This is a genomic window from Acidithiobacillus sp. TH-A67, from assembly GCF_057473545.1.
The window spans coordinates 15,922-33,522 of sequence record NZ_JBYCKU010000024.1 but is presented as its reverse complement, the minus strand read 5'-3'; the positions used below and the strand labels follow the sequence as shown (position 1 = coordinate 33,522).

At 60.2% G+C, this 17,601-nt stretch carries 14 protein-coding genes, 1 other RNA gene and 1 pseudogene; 7 read left to right on the top strand and 9 right to left on the bottom strand.

The features are described from left to right. Positions 1-83 precede the first annotated feature (83 nt). From ssrA to AC2VNM_RS02650, 4 genes and pseudogenes are all read right to left on the bottom strand, one after another. Positions 84-450: a transfer-messenger RNA gene (gene ssrA, locus AC2VNM_RS02665) on the bottom strand. Positions 451-513: 63 nt separating this feature from the next. After that, positions 514-729: a hypothetical protein gene (locus AC2VNM_RS02660; protein ID WP_486912820.1), complete on the bottom strand. Its 216-nt coding sequence runs from the start codon at positions 727-729 to the stop codon at positions 514-516. Positions 730-815: 86 nt separating this feature from the next. Then, positions 816-3,038: pseudogene (mutS, locus tag AC2VNM_RS02655) on the bottom strand (DNA mismatch repair protein MutS); the annotation flags it as partial. 120 nt (positions 3,039-3,158) lie between these two features. After that, positions 3,159-3,857: a Bax inhibitor-1/YccA family protein gene (locus tag AC2VNM_RS02650; protein ID WP_483165614.1), complete on the bottom strand. Its 699-nt coding sequence runs from the start codon at positions 3,855-3,857 to the stop codon at positions 3,159-3,161. 206 nt (positions 3,858-4,063) lie between these two features. On the opposite strand from AC2VNM_RS02650, the gene ligA reads away from it, so the two are divergent. Next, complete coding sequence (gene ligA, locus AC2VNM_RS02645) at positions 4,064-6,082, top strand: NAD-dependent DNA ligase LigA (protein ID WP_483165613.1); 2,019 nt, start codon at positions 4,064-4,066, stop codon at positions 6,080-6,082. Positions 6,083-6,140: 58 nt separating this feature from the next. On the opposite strand, the gene AC2VNM_RS02640 is transcribed toward ligA, so the two are convergent. Continuing rightward, positions 6,141-6,932: an alpha/beta hydrolase gene (locus AC2VNM_RS02640; RefSeq protein ID WP_483165612.1), complete on the bottom strand. Its 792-nt coding sequence runs from the start codon at positions 6,930-6,932 to the stop codon at positions 6,141-6,143. A 289-nt stretch (positions 6,933-7,221) separates the two neighbouring features. Further along, positions 7,222-8,652 (bottom strand): cryptochrome/photolyase family protein, encoded by a 1,431-nt coding sequence (locus tag AC2VNM_RS02635; protein ID WP_483165611.1) that lies wholly within the window; start codon positions 8,650-8,652, stop codon positions 7,222-7,224. Positions 8,653-8,772: 120 nt separating this feature from the next. Here AC2VNM_RS02635 and AC2VNM_RS02630 point away from each other — a divergent pair, with 120 nt between their 5' ends. Then, complete coding sequence (locus AC2VNM_RS02630) at positions 8,773-9,408, top strand: phospholipase D family nuclease (RefSeq protein ID WP_483165610.1); 636 nt, start codon at positions 8,773-8,775, stop codon at positions 9,406-9,408. A gap of 1 nt (position 9,409) precedes the next feature. On the opposite strand, the gene moeA is transcribed toward AC2VNM_RS02630, so the two are convergent. From moeA to mobA, 3 genes are read right to left on the bottom strand one after another with little or no spacing between them, the layout of a single operon-like run. Beyond that, positions 9,410-10,648, bottom strand: coding sequence for a molybdopterin molybdotransferase MoeA (moeA, locus tag AC2VNM_RS02625; RefSeq protein WP_483189806.1), 1,239 nt, complete (start codon positions 10,646-10,648; stop codon positions 9,410-9,412). 4 nt (positions 10,649-10,652) lie between these two features. Further along, positions 10,653-11,138, bottom strand: coding sequence for a molybdopterin-guanine dinucleotide biosynthesis protein B (gene mobB, locus AC2VNM_RS02620; protein ID WP_483165608.1), 486 nt, complete (start codon positions 11,136-11,138; stop codon positions 10,653-10,655). Continuing rightward, positions 11,135-11,722: a molybdenum cofactor guanylyltransferase MobA gene (gene mobA / locus AC2VNM_RS02615; protein WP_483165607.1), complete on the bottom strand. Its 588-nt coding sequence runs from the start codon at positions 11,720-11,722 to the stop codon at positions 11,135-11,137. Before mobA ends, mobB begins: the two co-directional genes overlap by 4 nt. Before the next feature lie 71 nt (positions 11,723-11,793). On the opposite strand from mobA, the gene AC2VNM_RS02610 reads away from it, so the two are divergent. The 5 genes from AC2VNM_RS02610 (at position 11,794) to truA (ending at position 17,601) form a co-directional block, all read left to right on the top strand. Beyond that, a complete protein-coding gene (locus tag AC2VNM_RS02610; protein ID WP_486912818.1) occupies positions 11,794-12,348 on the top strand; it encodes a hypothetical protein in 555 nt (184 codons plus the stop codon). Further along, positions 12,345-13,427, top strand: coding sequence for a 3-isopropylmalate dehydrogenase (gene leuB / locus AC2VNM_RS02605; RefSeq protein WP_486912817.1), 1,083 nt, complete (start codon positions 12,345-12,347; stop codon positions 13,425-13,427). Before AC2VNM_RS02610 ends, leuB begins: the two co-directional genes overlap by 4 nt. Next, a complete protein-coding gene (locus AC2VNM_RS02600) occupies positions 13,424-14,446 on the top strand; it encodes an aspartate-semialdehyde dehydrogenase (RefSeq protein ID WP_486912816.1) in 1,023 nt (340 codons plus the stop codon). Before leuB ends, AC2VNM_RS02600 begins: the two co-directional genes overlap by 4 nt. A 71-nt stretch (positions 14,447-14,517) precedes the next feature. Then, positions 14,518-16,794 carry a motility hub landmark protein FimV gene (locus tag AC2VNM_RS02595; protein ID WP_483189811.1) on the top strand — a complete coding sequence of 759 codons (2,277 nt, stop codon included), beginning with the start codon at positions 14,518-14,520 and terminating at the stop codon, positions 16,792-16,794. Positions 16,795-16,806: 12 nt separating this feature from the next. Continuing rightward, complete coding sequence (gene truA / locus AC2VNM_RS02590; protein WP_483165602.1) at positions 16,807-17,601, top strand: tRNA pseudouridine(38-40) synthase TruA; 795 nt, start codon at positions 16,807-16,809, stop codon at positions 17,599-17,601.

Here is a 17,601-nt window from a genome sequence, read left to right as displayed (position 1 = left end):
TCCTATCCATTTAGCCAATCAAAACCCTCTGAACTGGCGGAAAAAACAAACCCCTTGCAGAACAAGGGGTTGTATATCAAAATTGGTGGAGGCGGCGGGAATTGAACCCGCGTCCGCAAGACCTAGACCACCGGATCTACATGCGTAGTTTGTCTATTGGGTTTTAACCCGGTGCGACTCCGACAAACAGGATGCGCACCCAGCGATTCGGCTTTACTTTAATGCGGGACCCACCGACCAGGTCCGGCACGATTCCATGTTTCGTCGACCCCCCGCAGGCCTTGCGGCCACCGGACCCATGGACAAACCCGGGCGGAGGGCTCACTGCTTACGCAGCGAGGGCGTAATTGCTGTCGTTGGCAATTATGAATCTGCGATCAGTTTTAAGAGCGAACCGCAGCTCTGCATGCACCGAAGGCTTCGCGACCTGCGTCGAAGCCGGTCGCCCCCTTGTTACGCGTTAGACTATACCCCTGCTGGGCAAGTTCCGAAAGAGACGCCAAGCTTGGCGTCTCAGTCGCTCTCCTCGACGAGGCGACGCAGTCGGAATAACGCCTCCAGGGCAGCGCGGGGGCTGAAGTCCTCCGGATCAATTTCCCGTAAGGCCTGAATCGCCGGATGCGGTACATCGATAAAGAGGGATAATTGCTGTGTGGTGCTTTGTGGCTCTGCGATGGGGGCGCGCGCAGGATCTTCCAGGCTCGCCAGACGCGCTCGCGCGCTCTGCAAAACGGTATCCGGCAAGCCGGCCAGGCGGGCAACTCCAGTCCAAAGCTTTGCGTTGCCGGTCCGTCCTCGATCTGATGGAGGAAGGTGACGCGGTCGTTGGCCGCCAAGGCATCGACATGGACGTTTGCCAGCAAGGGATGCTGCATCTCGGTCAGTTCAAAGTAGTGCGTGGCGAAGAGGGTATAACTCCCTTTGCGTAGCAGCTCCTCGGCGGTGGCCCAGGCAATCGCGAGGCCATCGTAGGTAGCGGTACCGCGTCCAATCTCATCCAGAATGATCAAGCTCTGTGCCGTTGCCAGATGGAGAATCTGCGCGCTTTCCTGCATCTCTACCATAAAGGTCGAGCGCCCGCCGGCGAGGTCGTCGGCGGCACCAATGCGGGTAAAAATCTGATCCACCGGACCCAGCCGCGTCGATTGCGCCGGAACCCAGCAACCAATATGGGCCAGAAAGACGATCAGCGCCACCTGGCGCATGTAAGTGGATTTGCCGCCCATGTTGGGGCCGGTGATCAGCAGCATACGCCGCTCTTTGTGCAAGTGCAGATCGTTGGGGACAAATTGCGCGCCCAGCTCGACCTCCACCAACGGGTGCCTTCCTGCTGCGATCTCCAGCACCGCCTCGTCGCAAAATTCCGGCGCTGTCCAGCGCAAGCTATGGGCCCGTTCGGCAAAGTTGGCGAGCAGGTCCCACTGCGCGATTTCTGCGAGCACCTCCTGCAAGGCGGGAAGCTGTTCTGCCACCGTATGCAAAAGCTCCGTGTAGAGCGCCTTTTCGCGCGATAGGGCGCGGCTTTCGGCAGACAAGACCCGATCTTCGATTTCCTTCAGGGTGACGTTACTGAAGCGCTCGGCATTTTTGGTGCTTTGTCGGCGTCGATAGTCGGCGGGTACCGGCCCCTCGTAGCTGCGCGGAACCTCGATGAAATAGCCGTGCACGCGATTGAACTGGACGCGCAGCTGGGCGATACCGCTGCGCTCCCGCTCGGCTGCTTCGAGATCTGCCAGCTCCTGCCCCACATTTTGCTCGGCGTGGCGCAGTGCCCCCAGCTCGGGATCGTAGTCATCGCGCAGATAGCCGCCATCGCGCTGGCTCAGGGGTAACTCGTCGACGAGTGCACGTTCCAGTAAACCTTGCAACTGCGCGAATCTTTCCAGATCTGCACTGCCGGCCGTGGGACTGGCAGGCACGTCGACGGCTGCGATGGCAGCAAGGATCCCCGGCAGGCGCTGCAGAAAATATCGCAACTGCCCCAGATCGCGTGGGCTGGCACGCTCCAGGGCAACGCGGGTCAGTACGCGCTCGATATCGGCAAGCCCATTCAGGGATTGCTGAAGATTTCGATACCGAGATCCTTCTACCAGCTGCGCAACCCGCTGCTGACGTATAAGAAGTTCCTCACCTTGGCGTAAGGGTCGCAAGAGCCAGCGACGCAAAAGGCGCGCGCCCATGGGGGTTTGGCAATGTTGCAGTAAGCGCCAGAGGCTGGGCCCGTCGTTGTCCCGCCCGGCAAGAATTTCCAGGGAACGCAGCGCATTGGCGTCAATTCCCAGGATTTCCGAGGGGCGCTCCGGAGTGATGCGTTGCACCTGGGCAAGGGAGATTTTGAGCCGCGATTCGGCATAGTCGAGGACGGCGGCAGCGGCGCGCAACGCGAGAGGATGATCGGCAACTCCAAAACTGCCCAGGCGGTTGCCGAAGTAGCGCTGCAGAACTCGCTCACTGACATTCTGCTGAAAAGGTTTCTGGGCGATGTGCTGGCAGCGCTCTGGTGCCAAGCCGGAGAATATCTCTTGACCCTCGGGTAGCAGAATCTCCGCCGGCTGCAATTGCCGTAGACGATCGGCCAGAGCCGCCCGAGAAGCAAAATCCTGCACCCGCAATTCGCCGCTGGCGACGGAGAGAAGCGCCAAGCCCCAAGTATTCTCCGATCCCGGACAGAGGGCGGCCAGTAGCGATTCTTGCTCGGGTTCCAGCAGGCTGGCGTCGACCAGCGTGCCCGGAGTCAGCACGCGGCTGATGCAACGCTCCACCGGCCCCTTGGCCAGCGCCGGATCGCCGATCTGTTCGGCAATCGCCACTTTGAGCCCGGCGCGTACCAGGCGGGCGAGGTAGGCCTCGGCGCTGTGGATCGGTACTCCCGCCATGGGAATGGGCGCGCCGGCGCTTTGCCCGCGGGTGGTCAGGGCAATGCCCAGTAGCTCGGCGACGCGACTGGCGTCCTCGTAAAACAGTTCGTAAAAGTCGCCCATGCGAAAGAAGAGCAGGGCGTCGGGATTCTCGGCCTTGAGCGCGAGGTACTGGCGCATGACCGGTGTATGCTCGTGCTTCGCGCTCATCGGGAACGGCACGTTACCTTGTCGTAATACATGAATAGAAAACAAAAGCCCCGATAGCGAAGCATCGGGGCGAGTTGCAAGGTTATGCCGTCAATTTCGGCTCGTGCCGCCAAAGATCTCCAGCAGCGCCATGAAGAGGTTGATGATGTCGAGGTACAGACCAACGACCAGCAATACCGGCTCCTGGATGCCACCCTGCACCATGCGCTGGGTATCAAAGATGATCAGACCGCTGAAGACAATGACCAGCACCCCGGCAATCGCGAGCTGCAGCGCAGGCATGTGCAGCAGGAACATATTGAGCAGGGAGACCAAGATGGCCAGGATCAGGCCCGTCATCAGGAATCCGGCCATATTGCTGAAGTTCCTGCGCGTGGTCATGGCATATGCGGAAAGACCGACGAACATGACCGCAGTGGTTCCCAACGCCGTCGCGATGATCTGCGGTCCGTCGGGCATACGCAAATACATGGCAATGCCCGGACCCATCATCATGCCCATACCTGCCGCAAAGGCGAATACTAGAGGTACGGCAAAGGGGCTGCGATGCGCGCCGGTATATTGGACCGCAAAGAGCAGGATGAAGGAGCCGATCATCAGCAAAATGGGATGCTGATACGCAAAGGGCGAGCTCATCCCATAGATCGAGGCAATGGCCGAAACCCCAAGGGTGGCGGCGAGCAAGCCGTAGGTCTTGGCCATGAGGCCACCACGGCTCAGGGCCGGCGCCTGATTCCCGTAGGGGTTCATGCCGTCAGGAAACTGATAGGGCTTTTGATCGTAGTTCATCGCGTGACTCCTGAAAAATACCGCTCTCTCCATGTTGTGGGCATCTTGCAGAAAAAACAAGGGCCCAGCTTTTCAATTGCTTGGATTATAACTTCCGGCGGAAGGTTCCGTACAGTCGCAGCCATAGTTTGCAGGTATCCCAATTTTCGGCCAGGGACACAATCCCTATACTACGGGCAGTAACTCGCCGAAAAAGAGACTCTCTTGTGGATGACGAAGCTTGCCGTTTGCGGATCGAAGAACTGCGCTCCTTGCTGCAGCAGGCCAATCAGGCCTATTACCAGAACGACGCCCCCATACTGAGTGATGCAGAGTACGATCGTCTCTTGCGCGAGCTGGGGCAGCTAGAGGAACGCTATCCGCAGTGGCGCCGCCCAGATTCGCCCACGCAACGGGTGGGTGCGGCCCCGGTCAGCGCCTTTGCCAGCGTCGAATATCGCATACCGATGCTGTCGTTGGACAATGTCTTTGATGCCGAGGGCTTTGCCGCCTGGTGGAACAGGCTGGAGCGCGGACTGGGTGATGGTCAGGCGATCCGCCTCAGTGCCGAGCCTAAATTCGATGGCCTCTCCCTGAACCTGCGCTACGAGGGAGGGGATTTGGTAGCTGCGGGTACCCGTGGCGATGGCGTGCATGGCGAAGACGTGACCCATAACGCCCGCACCATTCGCAATCTCCCATTGCGTCTGGCGGGAGAGGGCTGGCCGGATCTGCTGGAGGTACGCGGCGAGGTCGTCATTCCTAGCGCTGCCTTTCTGCGTCTGAACCAGGAACGGGAGGAAAATGGTGAGGCTCCCTTCGCCAACCCACGCAACGCGGCGGCCGGCAGTCTCCGACAGCTAGATCCGCGCATTACTGCGCGCCGTCCTCTTGCTTTTTTCCCTTGGGGCTGGGGCGAAAGCTCTGCCTCGCTCGGGAGTAGCCATCTCGCCATTTTGCAGCGTCTACAGGATTGGGGCTTTGCGCTGCTGCATGATCTGCTCCGACCGATAGACAGCCTGCAGGCTGCCGAAGACTATCAGCAAGAGATGGCCAAGCGACGGGATAACCTGGCTTTTGAAATCGACGGTCTCGTCTTCAAGCTGGACGATCTCAACGCCCGCGAGCGCCTCGGCTTTACTGCCCGAGCGCCACGCTGGGCGATTGCCTATAAGTTTCCCGCCCACGAAGAGACCACGGTGGTGCAGGATATTATCGCTTCGGTTGGGCGTACCGGCGTGATCACCCCCGTGGCCGTTTTGGCGCCGGTAGAAGTTGCGGGAGTGATCGTCAGTCGCGCTTCACTGCACAATCTGGATGAAGTGCGTCGCAAAGACGTGCGTATTGGTGATACGGTGCTGATCCGCCGCGCCGGTGACGTGATCCCCGAACTGGTGCAGGTCTTGGTCGATCGTCGTCCCGAGGCTGCAGCCGAATGGCAGATGCCCAGACACTGCCCAGTCTGCGGCTCGGAAGTCCTGCGGCTCGGTGACGAGGTCGCCTATCGCTGTACAGGGGGGCTGTTTTGTCCGGCGCAGCGGGTCGGTGCGCTACTGCATTTTGCCTCGCGCAAGGCGATGGACATTCGCGGGCTGGGGGAAAAACTGGCGCAGCAGTTGGTGGATTCGGGAATCGTAGGTACTGTCGCTGATCTCTACCGTCTCGACATCGATACGCTGATGACAATGGAGCGCATGGGTCGGCGCTCGGCGGAAAAGCTTCTGGTGGAGCTGACACGCAGCAAAGACACTACCCTGCCGCGTTTTCTCTATGCTCTAGGTATCCCCCAGGTGGGTGAGACCACAGCACGAGCCCTGGCCGAGCAGTTTCGTGATTTGTCCGAGCTGATGGCCGCAGGTGAAGAGACGTTACAGACTGTACCAGATGTTGGCCCGGTGGTCGCTCAGGCCGTCGCCCACTTTTTCGCGCAGAGTCACAATCAGGAAGTCATTCGTGCTCTGCTAGCCGCCGGCATCCACTGGCCAGCACCGGCAGCCCCACAGGGCGGTATCTGGAGTGGCAAGCAATTCGTTCTGACGGGAACGCTGGAGCGCTGGACGCGCGACGAGGCCAAGGCGGAGATTGAGAAGCGCGGCGGGAAGGTCGTATCAGCGGTTTCCCAAAAGACCGACTACCTGGTTGTTGGCAAAAATCCGGGCAACAAGCTGACGCAGGCCGAAAAACTTGGTATTCCGATCCTAGGGGAGGAGGAGTTCGCCAACGCCTTGCGGCAACAGGCGGAATAGAGCGTTGCATCGCAGGTCTAGTCGAACCTGCGGCGCGAGGGTGGCATTGATTTGGGTGCTAACTAAATGATTTGAGAAGCGTTCTGTCGTTGTCGATGTGGGCAAGACTGCTCTCTACTGCAGCAAGGAGCTGTTGATCTGCACCTTGCAGGCGATGGTTTACGCTGGGCAGGGTTTGGATGGCCAGCGGCTGGGCTCGTGCCCGGTTGGCAAACTGAAAGCTCCGTTGTAGGGGAACGGCTTCATCCGCTGAGCCATGCAGAATGGTGACCGGAATCTCCAGGCGCGGAGGATCCTGCAGCAAATCGTGACGCGCCGCATCACGCACGGCTTCGAAGCCGAGCTGATACACCGGGCCGTTGCTGCCGAGCGACCAATCGTGCAGCCCAGAATGTTGCCAAGCCTGTTGCGCCTCTGGAGGAAGGGCAGCAAAGTAGTCCTGGATGAAGTTGTAGGCGGGGGCGATGAGCAGCAGGGCGCGGATGCGCTCGGGCCAGAGTTGGGCGGCACGGGTCGCTACCCAGCCGCCCATGCTCGAACCGACGAGAAAAATCGGCCGGGACGGCAAGGCGTTTAGTGTGGCTTCCAAATCTTCCAGGTAGCGGGAGATGCTCAGTTCGGTAAAACTGCCGTCGGAGATACCCATGCCGCGATAGTCGAAGCGCAGCCATGACCTTTGATTTTGCTGCGCATGGCGGGCGAGAAGCTGCGATTTGCTGCCGTTCAAGTCGGAGGCAAAGCCCGGGAGAAAGACGCCGGTGACTCTCCGCCCGGAATCCTGAAAGTAACCGCGCAGGACCTCGCCATTGCGAACTGGAGTCTCGAAGGGGTTTTCCGTGGAAAGCTGCATATGGCAAGCATGGCACAAAAAAAGGGGCTACAGAAAGCCCCAAAACCACAAAGGAGGAAAGAAACATGCGCTCGCGGTCAAAGTTGACCACGAAAGTCAATATTAGCATTTGCTCGATCTTCTTGCAAGAAACATCCCGACCGGTCGGAAAAAAAAGAGGGCGGCACCGGAACGGGCCGCCCAAAACCACCAAAGGAGGAAGAAACATGCGCTCGCAACCATCACAGCTGCTTGCAACGATTTAGAGCTAGGGGTTCTGGAAAAGTTCCTGAGCCCCTCACGGAAATTGTTACGTGTTGTTTACGGGCTCCGTCTTGATGGTGGCAAAGGCCGCGAGGGCGCGCTCCCGGGCCAAGTGATGGTCCACTAGAGGTAACGGATAGTCTTGCCCCAGCTTGATGCCCTTGGCCTGCACTTGGCCTGGATTGCTCCAAGGTTCCGGTAACAGCTTGTTTGGTAGTGCGGCAAGTTCGGGCAGCCAGCGCCGCTGATAACGCCCCTCGCCATCGAATTTTTGCGCCTGCAGTACCGGGTTGAAGACGCGCAAATAAGGGGCGGCATCGCTGCCACAACCCGCGACCCATTGCCATGAGGCGTTGTTGTTGGCCGGGCAGGCGTCGACCAGGGTATCCCAAAACCAGGCTGCGCCCTGCTGCCAAGGCAATAAAAGATCCTTCACCAGAAAGCTGCCCGCGATCATGCGCACGCGGTTGTGCAGGTAGCCGGTTTGCCAAAGCTCGCGCATACCCGCGTCGACAATCGGATAGCCGGTTCGACCGTGTTGCCAGGCGCGCAGCAAATCATCGTCTTGCGCCCAGGAGAACTGCATAAATTCCGCGCGCAGGGGCGTATGGGGTAATTCGGGAAAGTGATAGAGCAGGTGCCAGGAAAACTCGCGCCAGCCAAGTTCCGCGAGGAATTTGTCCGTCGCCTCACGCAGTTCGGGCTGGGCCGCAGCAACTTCCTGCAGGCGCTGCCAGATGCGCCGTGGGCTGATCTCTCCATGCGCGAGGTGGGGCGACAGACGGGATACCTTTTCTGCGGCGGGATAATCGCGGCCCCTGGCATACTCGGCCAAGTTATCCCGGATAAATCCCTCGAGACGCGCGCTGGCACCGTCCTCGCCGGGTTGCCAGTGCTCGAGAAAGCGACTGGCCCAATCCGGGGCCTTAGGTTCCCAGCCCCAGCTATCGGGATCTTCTGACGCGGGTACGCGTGCGGCCGCCTGCGCCTGCTGCGGCTGTGTAAAGGGCGCGTTGACGCTGATGTCGCGCAAAAAACGCTTCCAGAAAGGGCTGAAGACCTTGTAGGGAGCGCCATCCCGCAGGAGCTTCCAGGGTTCGCACAGGGTGTCACCGGCAAAAGATTCCGTCTGTACGCCGCGTTCCCGTAGAACGTCCTTGAGGCGAGCGTCATTGTCGCGTTGCTCTTTGGCGTAGCGTCGATTCCAGAGCACCGCGTCGGCGCCACTGTGCTCGACAATTTCCTGCACGGTTTCCAGGGTGTTGCCACGCCGGCAGACCAGAGGTAACGACAGGGCAGCGAGGCGGGTTTCCAAGGTGCGCAGGCTCTGCCGCTGCCACCACTGGTAGGCTGCTCCGCGCTCGTCGCGAGGATCGCTCAAAAAAACCGGTAGCACAGGGCCGCGCGCCACCGCATGGGCAAAGGCCGGATGGTCATCGAGGCGCAGGTCATTGCGAAACAGCACGATACTGGTCACGGTGATCCCTCAGTGGCAATGACAGGCCACTACCCTACAAAGTAGTCTCGATGCAAACAATGCCTTGTCAATTCTGCGCTAGGCCGGGACAATGCCGCAAATTCGGTGGGGAGCGAAACCATGAAAACTCTGCGCAGGGTCGCGTTTTTTGTGATCTTGTTGGCGATGGCCTCTGGCGCGTATGCGGTACTGGCTCCAGCAGACTCGCAATCGCTGCTGCATGTCGCTGGCGAACAACTGCGAGAGGCCGGCGCGACCCTTCCGCCATCCGCGACAACGATCGCTGCCCAGGGCACGATCGAAGTGTCTTTCTCTCCGCCACTGGGGACGACGGATGTGGTCGTCCGCGCCATGAACGAGGCGCGGCAGCGTCTGTGGATTCAGGCTTACAGCTTTACCAGCGCGCCGATCGCCAAGGCAGCGCTGGCGGCGCAAAAGCGGGGCGTCGAAGTGCGGGTGCTACTGGACAAGAGTCAACGTACGCAGAAATATTCCGAGGCCGATTTCTTCGCCAACCTGGGGATCAATACCCGCATCGACGACCAGCATGCCATCGCCCACAACAAGGTCATGGTCATCGACGACGCCACGGTGATCACTGGCAGCTTCAACTTTACGAAGGCGGCGGAGCAGGCCAATGCCGAGAATCTCCTGGTGCTGCGCGGAAACGCAGCGCTCAATGCCTTGTATGCGCAAAACTTCCTGCACCACTGGTCGCACTCGACGCCGTACGCGCCGCGGCATGGAGCAGACTAGCTCAGACCATACCCTCGAGTAGCTGCACATCGACCAAGGTACCGGCAGGCAGATTGCCGCTCTCTGCCGGGATGATCAGAAAGCACTCCGCCTGCGCCATGCCAGTGAGAATGTGCGAGGACTGCGTCTTGACCGGCGCCACCTGCAATCCGTCTGGCCCAGGCAGCAGTCGACCCCGCTGATAATCGGTACGTCCCGGCTTCTTTTTGATGGGAGTGGCACAAGGTAAGCGCAGCCGCGGTGCCGTCCAGGGGGCACGGCAGCCCATGCGTTTGCGCAAAGCCGGCGCCACGAACTGATAGAAGGTAACAATGGTCGACACCGGGTTGCCGGGCAGGCCGAAAAAGTCCGCTTGGCCGATGCGGCCAAAGGCCAGAGGCCGACCGGGCTTCATGTTCATCTTCCAGAACTGTACGCTGCCCAGACTCTGCAGGAGTTCGGCAATGTAATCGGCTTCGCCGACCGAGACCCCACCACTGGTAATCAGCACATCTGCAGTAGCGCCAGCCTGGCGCAGGGCGTTGCCGATACGCTCCGGATCGTCCGGCAATCGGCCCAGATCGATGGCTTCGCAACCCAGGCGGCGGAGCAGGGCGAGCAGGCTATGACGATTGCTGTCGTAGATTTCCGCAGTCCGTAAGGTTTCGCCGACCGCCCGTAATTCATCGCCAGTAGAAAAGAAGGCCACCCGCAAACGCCGCAGAACCTCCACTTCTGCAATACCGAGACTGGCCAGTACGCCGATCTGACTGGGACGAAGCTGGGTTCCGGCGGGCAGGGCGACTTCCCCTTGCGCTAGATCATCGCCAATTCCTCGAATGTTGGCGCCCGCTCGAATGGGGCTGGTGAAGTGGACGGTTTCGCCATCCCGTTGTGTTTGTTCTTGCGGGACTACGGTGTCGCAGTCATCCGGCACGATGGCGCCGGTCATGATGCGAATGGCTTGTCCTGGGGCGACGCTACCGACATAGGGGTGGCCGGCAAAGGAACTGCCGACGATCTGCCGCGTTATGTCTCCATCGCTGGAACGCAAAGCATAGCCGTCCATGGCGGAATTAGGCCAGGCAGGAATAGGGCTGGCGGCTACCTGGTCGCGGGCGAGAACACGGTCCAGGGCGGCGTCCAGGGCCAGCCACTCGCTTTCTGAAAGGGGTACAGATGCCCCCAGGATGATTTCCAGCGCCTCTTCGACGCTCTTTGCCCTGAGGTCATGCTCATTGTCCTCACAACAGACAGCCATATTCCTACTCTCCATACCAGTGCAACAAAAATCTGGCGATCGCCAGCGGGTCATTCAAATCCAGGCAGGGTACGCCAATCTCCAGGGGAATATCACTGGCTACGGCCAGCACCTCTTCTCCCGCCCGCCAGCGCAGCTCCCGGCCCATTGCGGCGCGGTGCACCAGCAAGCGGGGAATCGGCCAGTCCTGATTACCCTCGCTCAACACCAGATCCGGCACCGGATGCAAGGTCTCCAGCATGGCCTGCCAATCCCCGGGAGCTGCAGCGCGGCTGAGATACCAGCGATTGGGCCCGACGAGCAGCGTGGGTTCGCCCCCCGCCTGCTGCAGGCGCCAACTGTCCTTGCCGGGTTCATCCCAGCGGACGTCGTGGTGCGTCGCTTTGATCGCCGCCACGCGCAGGCCGGCCTCGCGCAGCAGCGGGAGGAGGGCGCAGAGCAGGGTGGTTTTTCCTGAACCGCTATATCCTATAATTGCTAACGTCTTCAAGCAATCGTCCCCTGGAGATCTTCGGGATGATTGCAGTTCAGAGACTCTGCCAAGGAGAGGGGTAAACGATGCTGGGGGATCTTGTCAAAGAATGTGCCAGCGCGACGCTCGCCGCTGTCGAGGTAGTGTTGTAACAAACGTATAAGACGGCGGTGCATCAGCCCAATGACGGGAATGGGGCCATGTTCGTCTTCGGCGAGCACCAGGGGCACACCCTTGCGCCGCACCCAAAGTTGCCAGATCAGGTCATCCGGTAGTGCTGGCGCGTCGACGGGCACGAAGGCAAGCCAATCCTGCTGGGCAGCCGCCAATCCCGCCAGCAGGCCGTACAACGGTCCGGGAAAACCACTTTCTGCATCCGCCAGTACCGGATAGCCCAGCGCGCTATAGCGTTCCTGATTGCGATTGGCGCTGATCAGGATTTCGCGCGCATGCCTCGCCAACGGACGCAGGGAATGATGCAGCAAGGGGCGGCCATGGTACTCCACCCAGCCTTTGTCCTGTCGCTGCATGCGCCGTCCCGCTCCGCCCGCCAATAGCAGTCCAGTGACAGGAAGCGTCCCGCCTTCGCTCGTTGTTGCCATACCGTGATTCTCCGCTATTGTGCTATCCTTGCGCAATTTTCGCGCACGTTTTTTGGAGTGGTTGGCAGGCAGTGGCGATTTGGGATTGGTTTACGGGGAAGGGGCAGGGTTCGCAGCCGCGCGGAGCGGTAGTGGATGCCGGCGTGCCGCCGCAGGAGCGGGTGGACGAATTGCCCCTGCCGGAGCCGTTGTTTTATATCCATCTCCAAGGCTTTGGTAGGCTGCCCGATGATTCCGCATTGCACCACGCCCTGCTGCGGTTTGCGACTCAGGCGGAGTTCCTGCGCCTGCTGCCGCGCCAGAGCGCACGCAGCTTTCTTGCCGAGCGTCCGCAGACGCAGATCGATGAAAACACCTTGGCCGCATTTTTTCGGGTCTTGTTCAGCGAAATCACCCGACGCATGTATGTCGATGCCGCCCGTCAACGACCGGAGGCCGTTGGTCTGCGCTTTACCTTGGCCAAGGCAGAGAACGCTTCGCCTGCGGCACAGACGATCGTAAGCACGGATGCCCATGGCCTGGGGCCGGGGGTGTACCCTTTTACCCATATCCCGGAAAACCCCGATCCGGGCACGGAAAACCCTTTCGTCATTCGTATTCTCTACCGTAAGGATTTAGAAAAATGAAGAAAATTGCCTTTTTCCCAGGCGATGGTATTGGCCCTGAAATCAGTGCCGCAGCGCGCGCAGTACTGGAGACCGTTGCCGAGCTGGCCGCCATACCCATGCAAATTGAAGAAGGATTGGTCGGGGGGGCCGCCTTGGATGTTTATGACGATCCGCTCCCCGAAGCCTCCCTGCAACTTGCCAAAACTGCGGATGCGGTGCTGCTCGGGGCCGTAGGCGGCCCGCAGTGGGATGCCCGGCCGCCGGCACAGCGACCGGAACAGGGCTTGCTGCGCCTGCGCAAGGGACTCGACCTCTACGCCAATCTGCGTCCGGCACAGATCTTCCCGCAGCTGCTGGCGACCTCGCCCTTGCGCCCGGAGCTGGTACAGGACGTGGATATCCTTGTGGTACGTGAATTGACTGGCGACATCTATTTCGGTCAGCCGCGGGGTATCGAAATGGTCGATGGCAAACGGCGTGGCTTCAACACCATGGTCTATGATGAAGGCGAAATCCGCCGTATCGCCCACATTGCCTTCCGGGCGGCGCAGGGAAGGCGGCGCAAGGTCTGTTCTGTCGATAAGGCCAATGTCCTCGAGACCACCCGCCTGTGGCGGGAGGTGGTGACGGAAGTGGCGCGGGAATATCCCGACGTGGCCCTCGAGCATATGTACGTCGACAACGCCGCGATGCAGCTCATTCGCTATCCCGCGCAGTTCGACGTGTTGCTGACCGGTAACATGTTTGGTGACATCCTTTCGGACGAAGCGAGTCAACTCACCGGCTCCATCGGCATGCTGGCGTCTGCATCTCTGGGGGATGGACGCGGTATGTATGAACCCATCCACGGCTCGGCCCCCGACATCGCCGGGCAGGACAAGGCCAATCCCCTGGCGACGATCCTCTCGGTAGCGATGATGCTGCGCCATTCCTTGCAGCAGGAGGAGTGGGCAGAGCGAATCGAGACTGCTGTCAAGCAAGTTCTCGATCAGGGATACCGCACCGCCGATATCGCCAGTCCTGGCGAAGCGGTGATCGGCACGCGTGCCATGGGCGAAGCGGTGGTGGCGGCGTTGCGGGCAGGGGCTGCCGCATGAAGAAAAATGCCTACAAAGTGGCCATCCTCGGTGCGACCGGTGCTGTGGGGGAGGTCATGCGCGAGATCCTCGCGGAACGAAATTTCCCGGTCAGCGAGTTGTTTCTGTTGGCGAGTGAGCGCTCGGCGGGGGATACCCTGGATTTTGCCGGCAAGGCCGTGCGCGTGCGCGATGCCGCGACCTTCGATTGGACGGGGGTGGACATCGGCCTTTTTTCGGCGGGTGCTGCGGCCAGTGAAATCTACGCGCCCAAGGCAGCTGCCGCCGGCGCTGTGGTCATCGACAACACCTCTCGTTATCGCTACGAGGAAGATATCCCGCTGGTGGTACCCGAGGTCAACCCCCAGCGCATTGCCGATTACCAGACTCGCAATATCATCGCCAATCCCAATTGTTCGACCATCCAGATGCTGTTGGCGCTCAAACCCATTGCCGATAGCGTCGGCTTGGAGCGGGTCGTGGTGTCGACCTATCAGGCGGTTAGTGGTGCGGGCAGCCGCGCCATACAGGAACTGGGACGGCAGACCCTGGGAATTTTCAAACAGGAAGAAGTCGCACCGGCGGTATTCCCCAAGCAGATTGCGTTCAACTGTCTGCCGCAGATCGATGTATTTCAGGATAATGGCTATACCAAAGAAGAAATGAAAATGCTCTGGGAAAGTCGCAAGATTCTCGAAGTTCCCGATCTGCCTCTGAGTGCTACCTGTGTGCGTGTGCCGGTTTTTTACGGCCATTCCGAAGCGGTCAACGTGGTCACGCGCAAAAAGCTGAGTGCGGAAGAACTGCGTGCATTGTTAAGCAATGCCCCAGGGGTACAGGTATGGGACGAACGCGAAGCAGGTGGATGGCCTACCGCATTGGATTCGGCAGGCAAGGATGCCACCTGGGTAGGGCGGATTCGGGAGGATTGCAGCCACGAGAGAGGGCTCAACTTCTGGGTGGTGGCCGATAACATTCGCAAAGGTGCGGCGTTGAACAGCGTACAGATTGCAGAGATCCTGATTCGCGACTATTTATGACTGCGAGCAAACTGTCTGGCGGCATAGATGATTCTGGCGCAACCTTGCGATTCGCCACGAAGGGGAGAAGGATGAACAAGAAAGATTGGATGCAGACTCTGCTTTCTTTGGGTCTTGTGTTACCGGGGGTTGCGCAGGCGATTGGCCTGGGAAACCTGGTGGTGCTGTCCGGGCCAGGGGAGCCATTCCGCGCAGAAATTCCCATCCATGGTGCGCATCCGAATCAGCTGGCGGACCTGAACGCGCAACTTGCGGGCTCCGCCGCCTACGCCATGATCCATTTACCGTTTGCGCCGGCAACGCGGAATTGGCAGTTCTCCATACGGCCTGGCGATGCGCCGGCAATCGTCATCAATAGCCCGACGCCGCTTCCTCCCGGGGCAACACCTTTCCTCGTCCAACTCGACTGGGCAGGTGGGCAGATGGTCCGGGAGTATCAGGCCTATCCGGGAACCTACAATGTGCCGCAACGGACCGCATTACCTATGCCTGCGCCACTGGTGAGCAAAACTCCGGCAGCAGCTATGCCCAGTCCCAGCAGTAGCACGGGTTGGCCCAAGGTCGGGCACTATGGTCCGGTCCCCAAAGGATCTTCTCTCTTCCAGATCGCACAGCAATTGAACGGCAGTGCCCAGGTCTCGCAGCAGCAGGCCATGGCTGCCCTGTTCAAGGCGAATCCCGGGGCCTTTATAGAGGGTGACCCCTCCCGCCTCATTGCCGGCGTGATGTTGAAGGTGCCTAGTATTCACGAGGTGCGCGCCCTGAGCCCGCTACAGGCCGCAACGCTACTGCATCGAAAGGAACAGGTGGCGGCACCAGCTAGGGCCAAGGCACAGCCGGCGGTGTCGACGACCGCAGTCACAGCACCCAGCACACCGGTAACACCTGTTGGCGGTACTGCTAAGGTCGCGACAGCCCTGAGTCTAACCAGTGCTCCCGCGCTCTCAGCGGCAAAGAATGCTGAACTCACCCCGGCAGTCACCACCACTGTCTCTGCGACATCGGCAGTTGCGAATCCGGACCAGGCGGTAATCGCAGGCTTGCAAAAGTCTCTCCAGGGTGTTGAAGCACGTCTGGCAGTCGCGCAGCAGCAACTGGCAACACAGTCACTGGAAATCAGCAAGATGTCTCGCAACCAGGGATCGAGCTTCCCGCCCTTGTTGTGGGTATCCCTGGGCGGTAATTTGTTGCTGCTGCTGCTGTTTATCTGGATGTACCGACGGCAGGAGCAGGCCGCCAGTCGGCAACGGGAAATCTCGTCCAAACTCACCGCCTTGGGAAGCGCCGCACGCAGCAAGCAGTCAGTAGCTGCGGCACCCGCTCCTGCATCGGTGACATCATCGGTGGCTTCCCCAGTGGCAGAGGCCGCGCCTTCTGCGCCTACTATCACTCCCACTAAAGGTCCCGTACCGACGCCGGTATCGACACCGGTGCCAGAAGCCTTGCCCGCCACGGGCGCGGCAGAGGCGGAGAGCCATGCTTCTGCCCTGGAGGAACCTGCACCGCAGGCGGCAGAGGCACCGGAAATGGGGGGCAATCGCGACGGTTTTGATGTCGATCCCATCGAACAGGCCGATCTGTATCAAACCTACGGGAAAACGGAGCAGGCCATCAACGTATTGCAGGAGGCGCTGGAAAGTAATCCTCGCCGCCGCGAACTTTACGCGCGCCTGCTTACGCTATATGCCGATGCAGATCGTCGCAGTGATTTCCTCGATCTTGCCGAGCGCATGCGCAGCCGCTTTGGGCCGAACAATTCCGACTGGCAGGAGATTGCCGCGAAAGGACAGGCGTTGTTTCCCGGTAATGCCCTCTTCGAAGAGGAGAAGAATGAGACGACAGAGCGTTCTGTTCCCGCTGCATCGATGTCGGAGTTGAGAGAGCCTGAGGCAAGCTTGGAGCCGTCGCATCCCGCCGATGCGGAAATCGAAAAGCTGGATTTCGATTTCTCTTCTTGGGGAAATCAGGCGGAAACGCAGAATACGGAAGAAGAGCCAGCCTGGACCGATGCTCACCAGAAGATGCTGGATGAGATGAATGAGCAATTCCGCGCCCTGGACGAGGACAGTCGACCCGCCTTGCGCCTCGCCGATGATACGGAAAATGGCATGGGCGCGGCCTCGGCCCAGGAGACCCCGTTAGTAGCCGGCGGGGAGGAGATGTCGCCAGGGCAGGAGCAGGTTGCCAATGCCGCAGATTGGGATGCCGTTGGTACCAAGCTGGATCTGGCGAAGGCCTACGTCGAGATGGGAGATGGCGAGGCAGCGCGTGAATTGCTCATGGAAGTACAACGTGACGGCAACCCGGCCCAGCAAGACGAGGCGATGAAACTGCTCGCCAACGGGTGAACCGCGACGGGAATGGACTTTTCAGGGCAGCGTTGGGCCCTTGGTATCGAGTACGATGGTGACGGGTTCTCCGGCTGGCAGTTGCAGGATGGTCCGCGTACTGTCCAGGGAGAACTGGAGCGGGCTTTGGCCAGCGTTGCCGGCCAGCCGATCCGGGTCAGTGTGGCCGGTCGTACCGATGCGGGGGTGCACGCCGTCTGCCAGGTGGCACACTTCGATAGTCCGGTTGTCCGCCCAGAGATTGCCTGGGTACGCGGTAGCAATCGTTTTTTGCCGCGCGATGTCAGTGTTCGTTGGGCACGGGCCGTACCGCAGGATTTCCACGCGCGCTTTTCCGCTACTGGTCGCAGCTATCGTTATCTGATTCTCAATCGTCAAGAACGTCCTGCTTTGGGTGCCAAAAGAGTGACTTGGGTGCCACGGACGCTCGATCACCCGGCGATGCAGGAAGCGGCCAATCTCTTGCTGGGCACCCATGATTTTTCCGCTTTCCGCGCCGCTGGCTGCCAGGCGAAAAATCCTGTACGCAGCTTACGCTGTCTGGAGATTGAACGTCGCGGTGACTTGCTGATCGCGACCGTCGAGGCAAATGCCTTCCTGCACCATATGGTGCGCAATCTGATGGGTACGCTGCTGTTCGTCGGTCGGGGAGAGCGTCCAGCCGACTGGGTGGCGGAGGTTCTGGCGAGTCGCGATCGTCGTCTGGCGGGAACGACAGCTCCGGCAGATGGTTTGTATTTCCTCCGCGCGGCGTATCCTGACAAATATGGGTTGCCGGAGTGTAGCGACGCCTTTTTCGGAGCATAG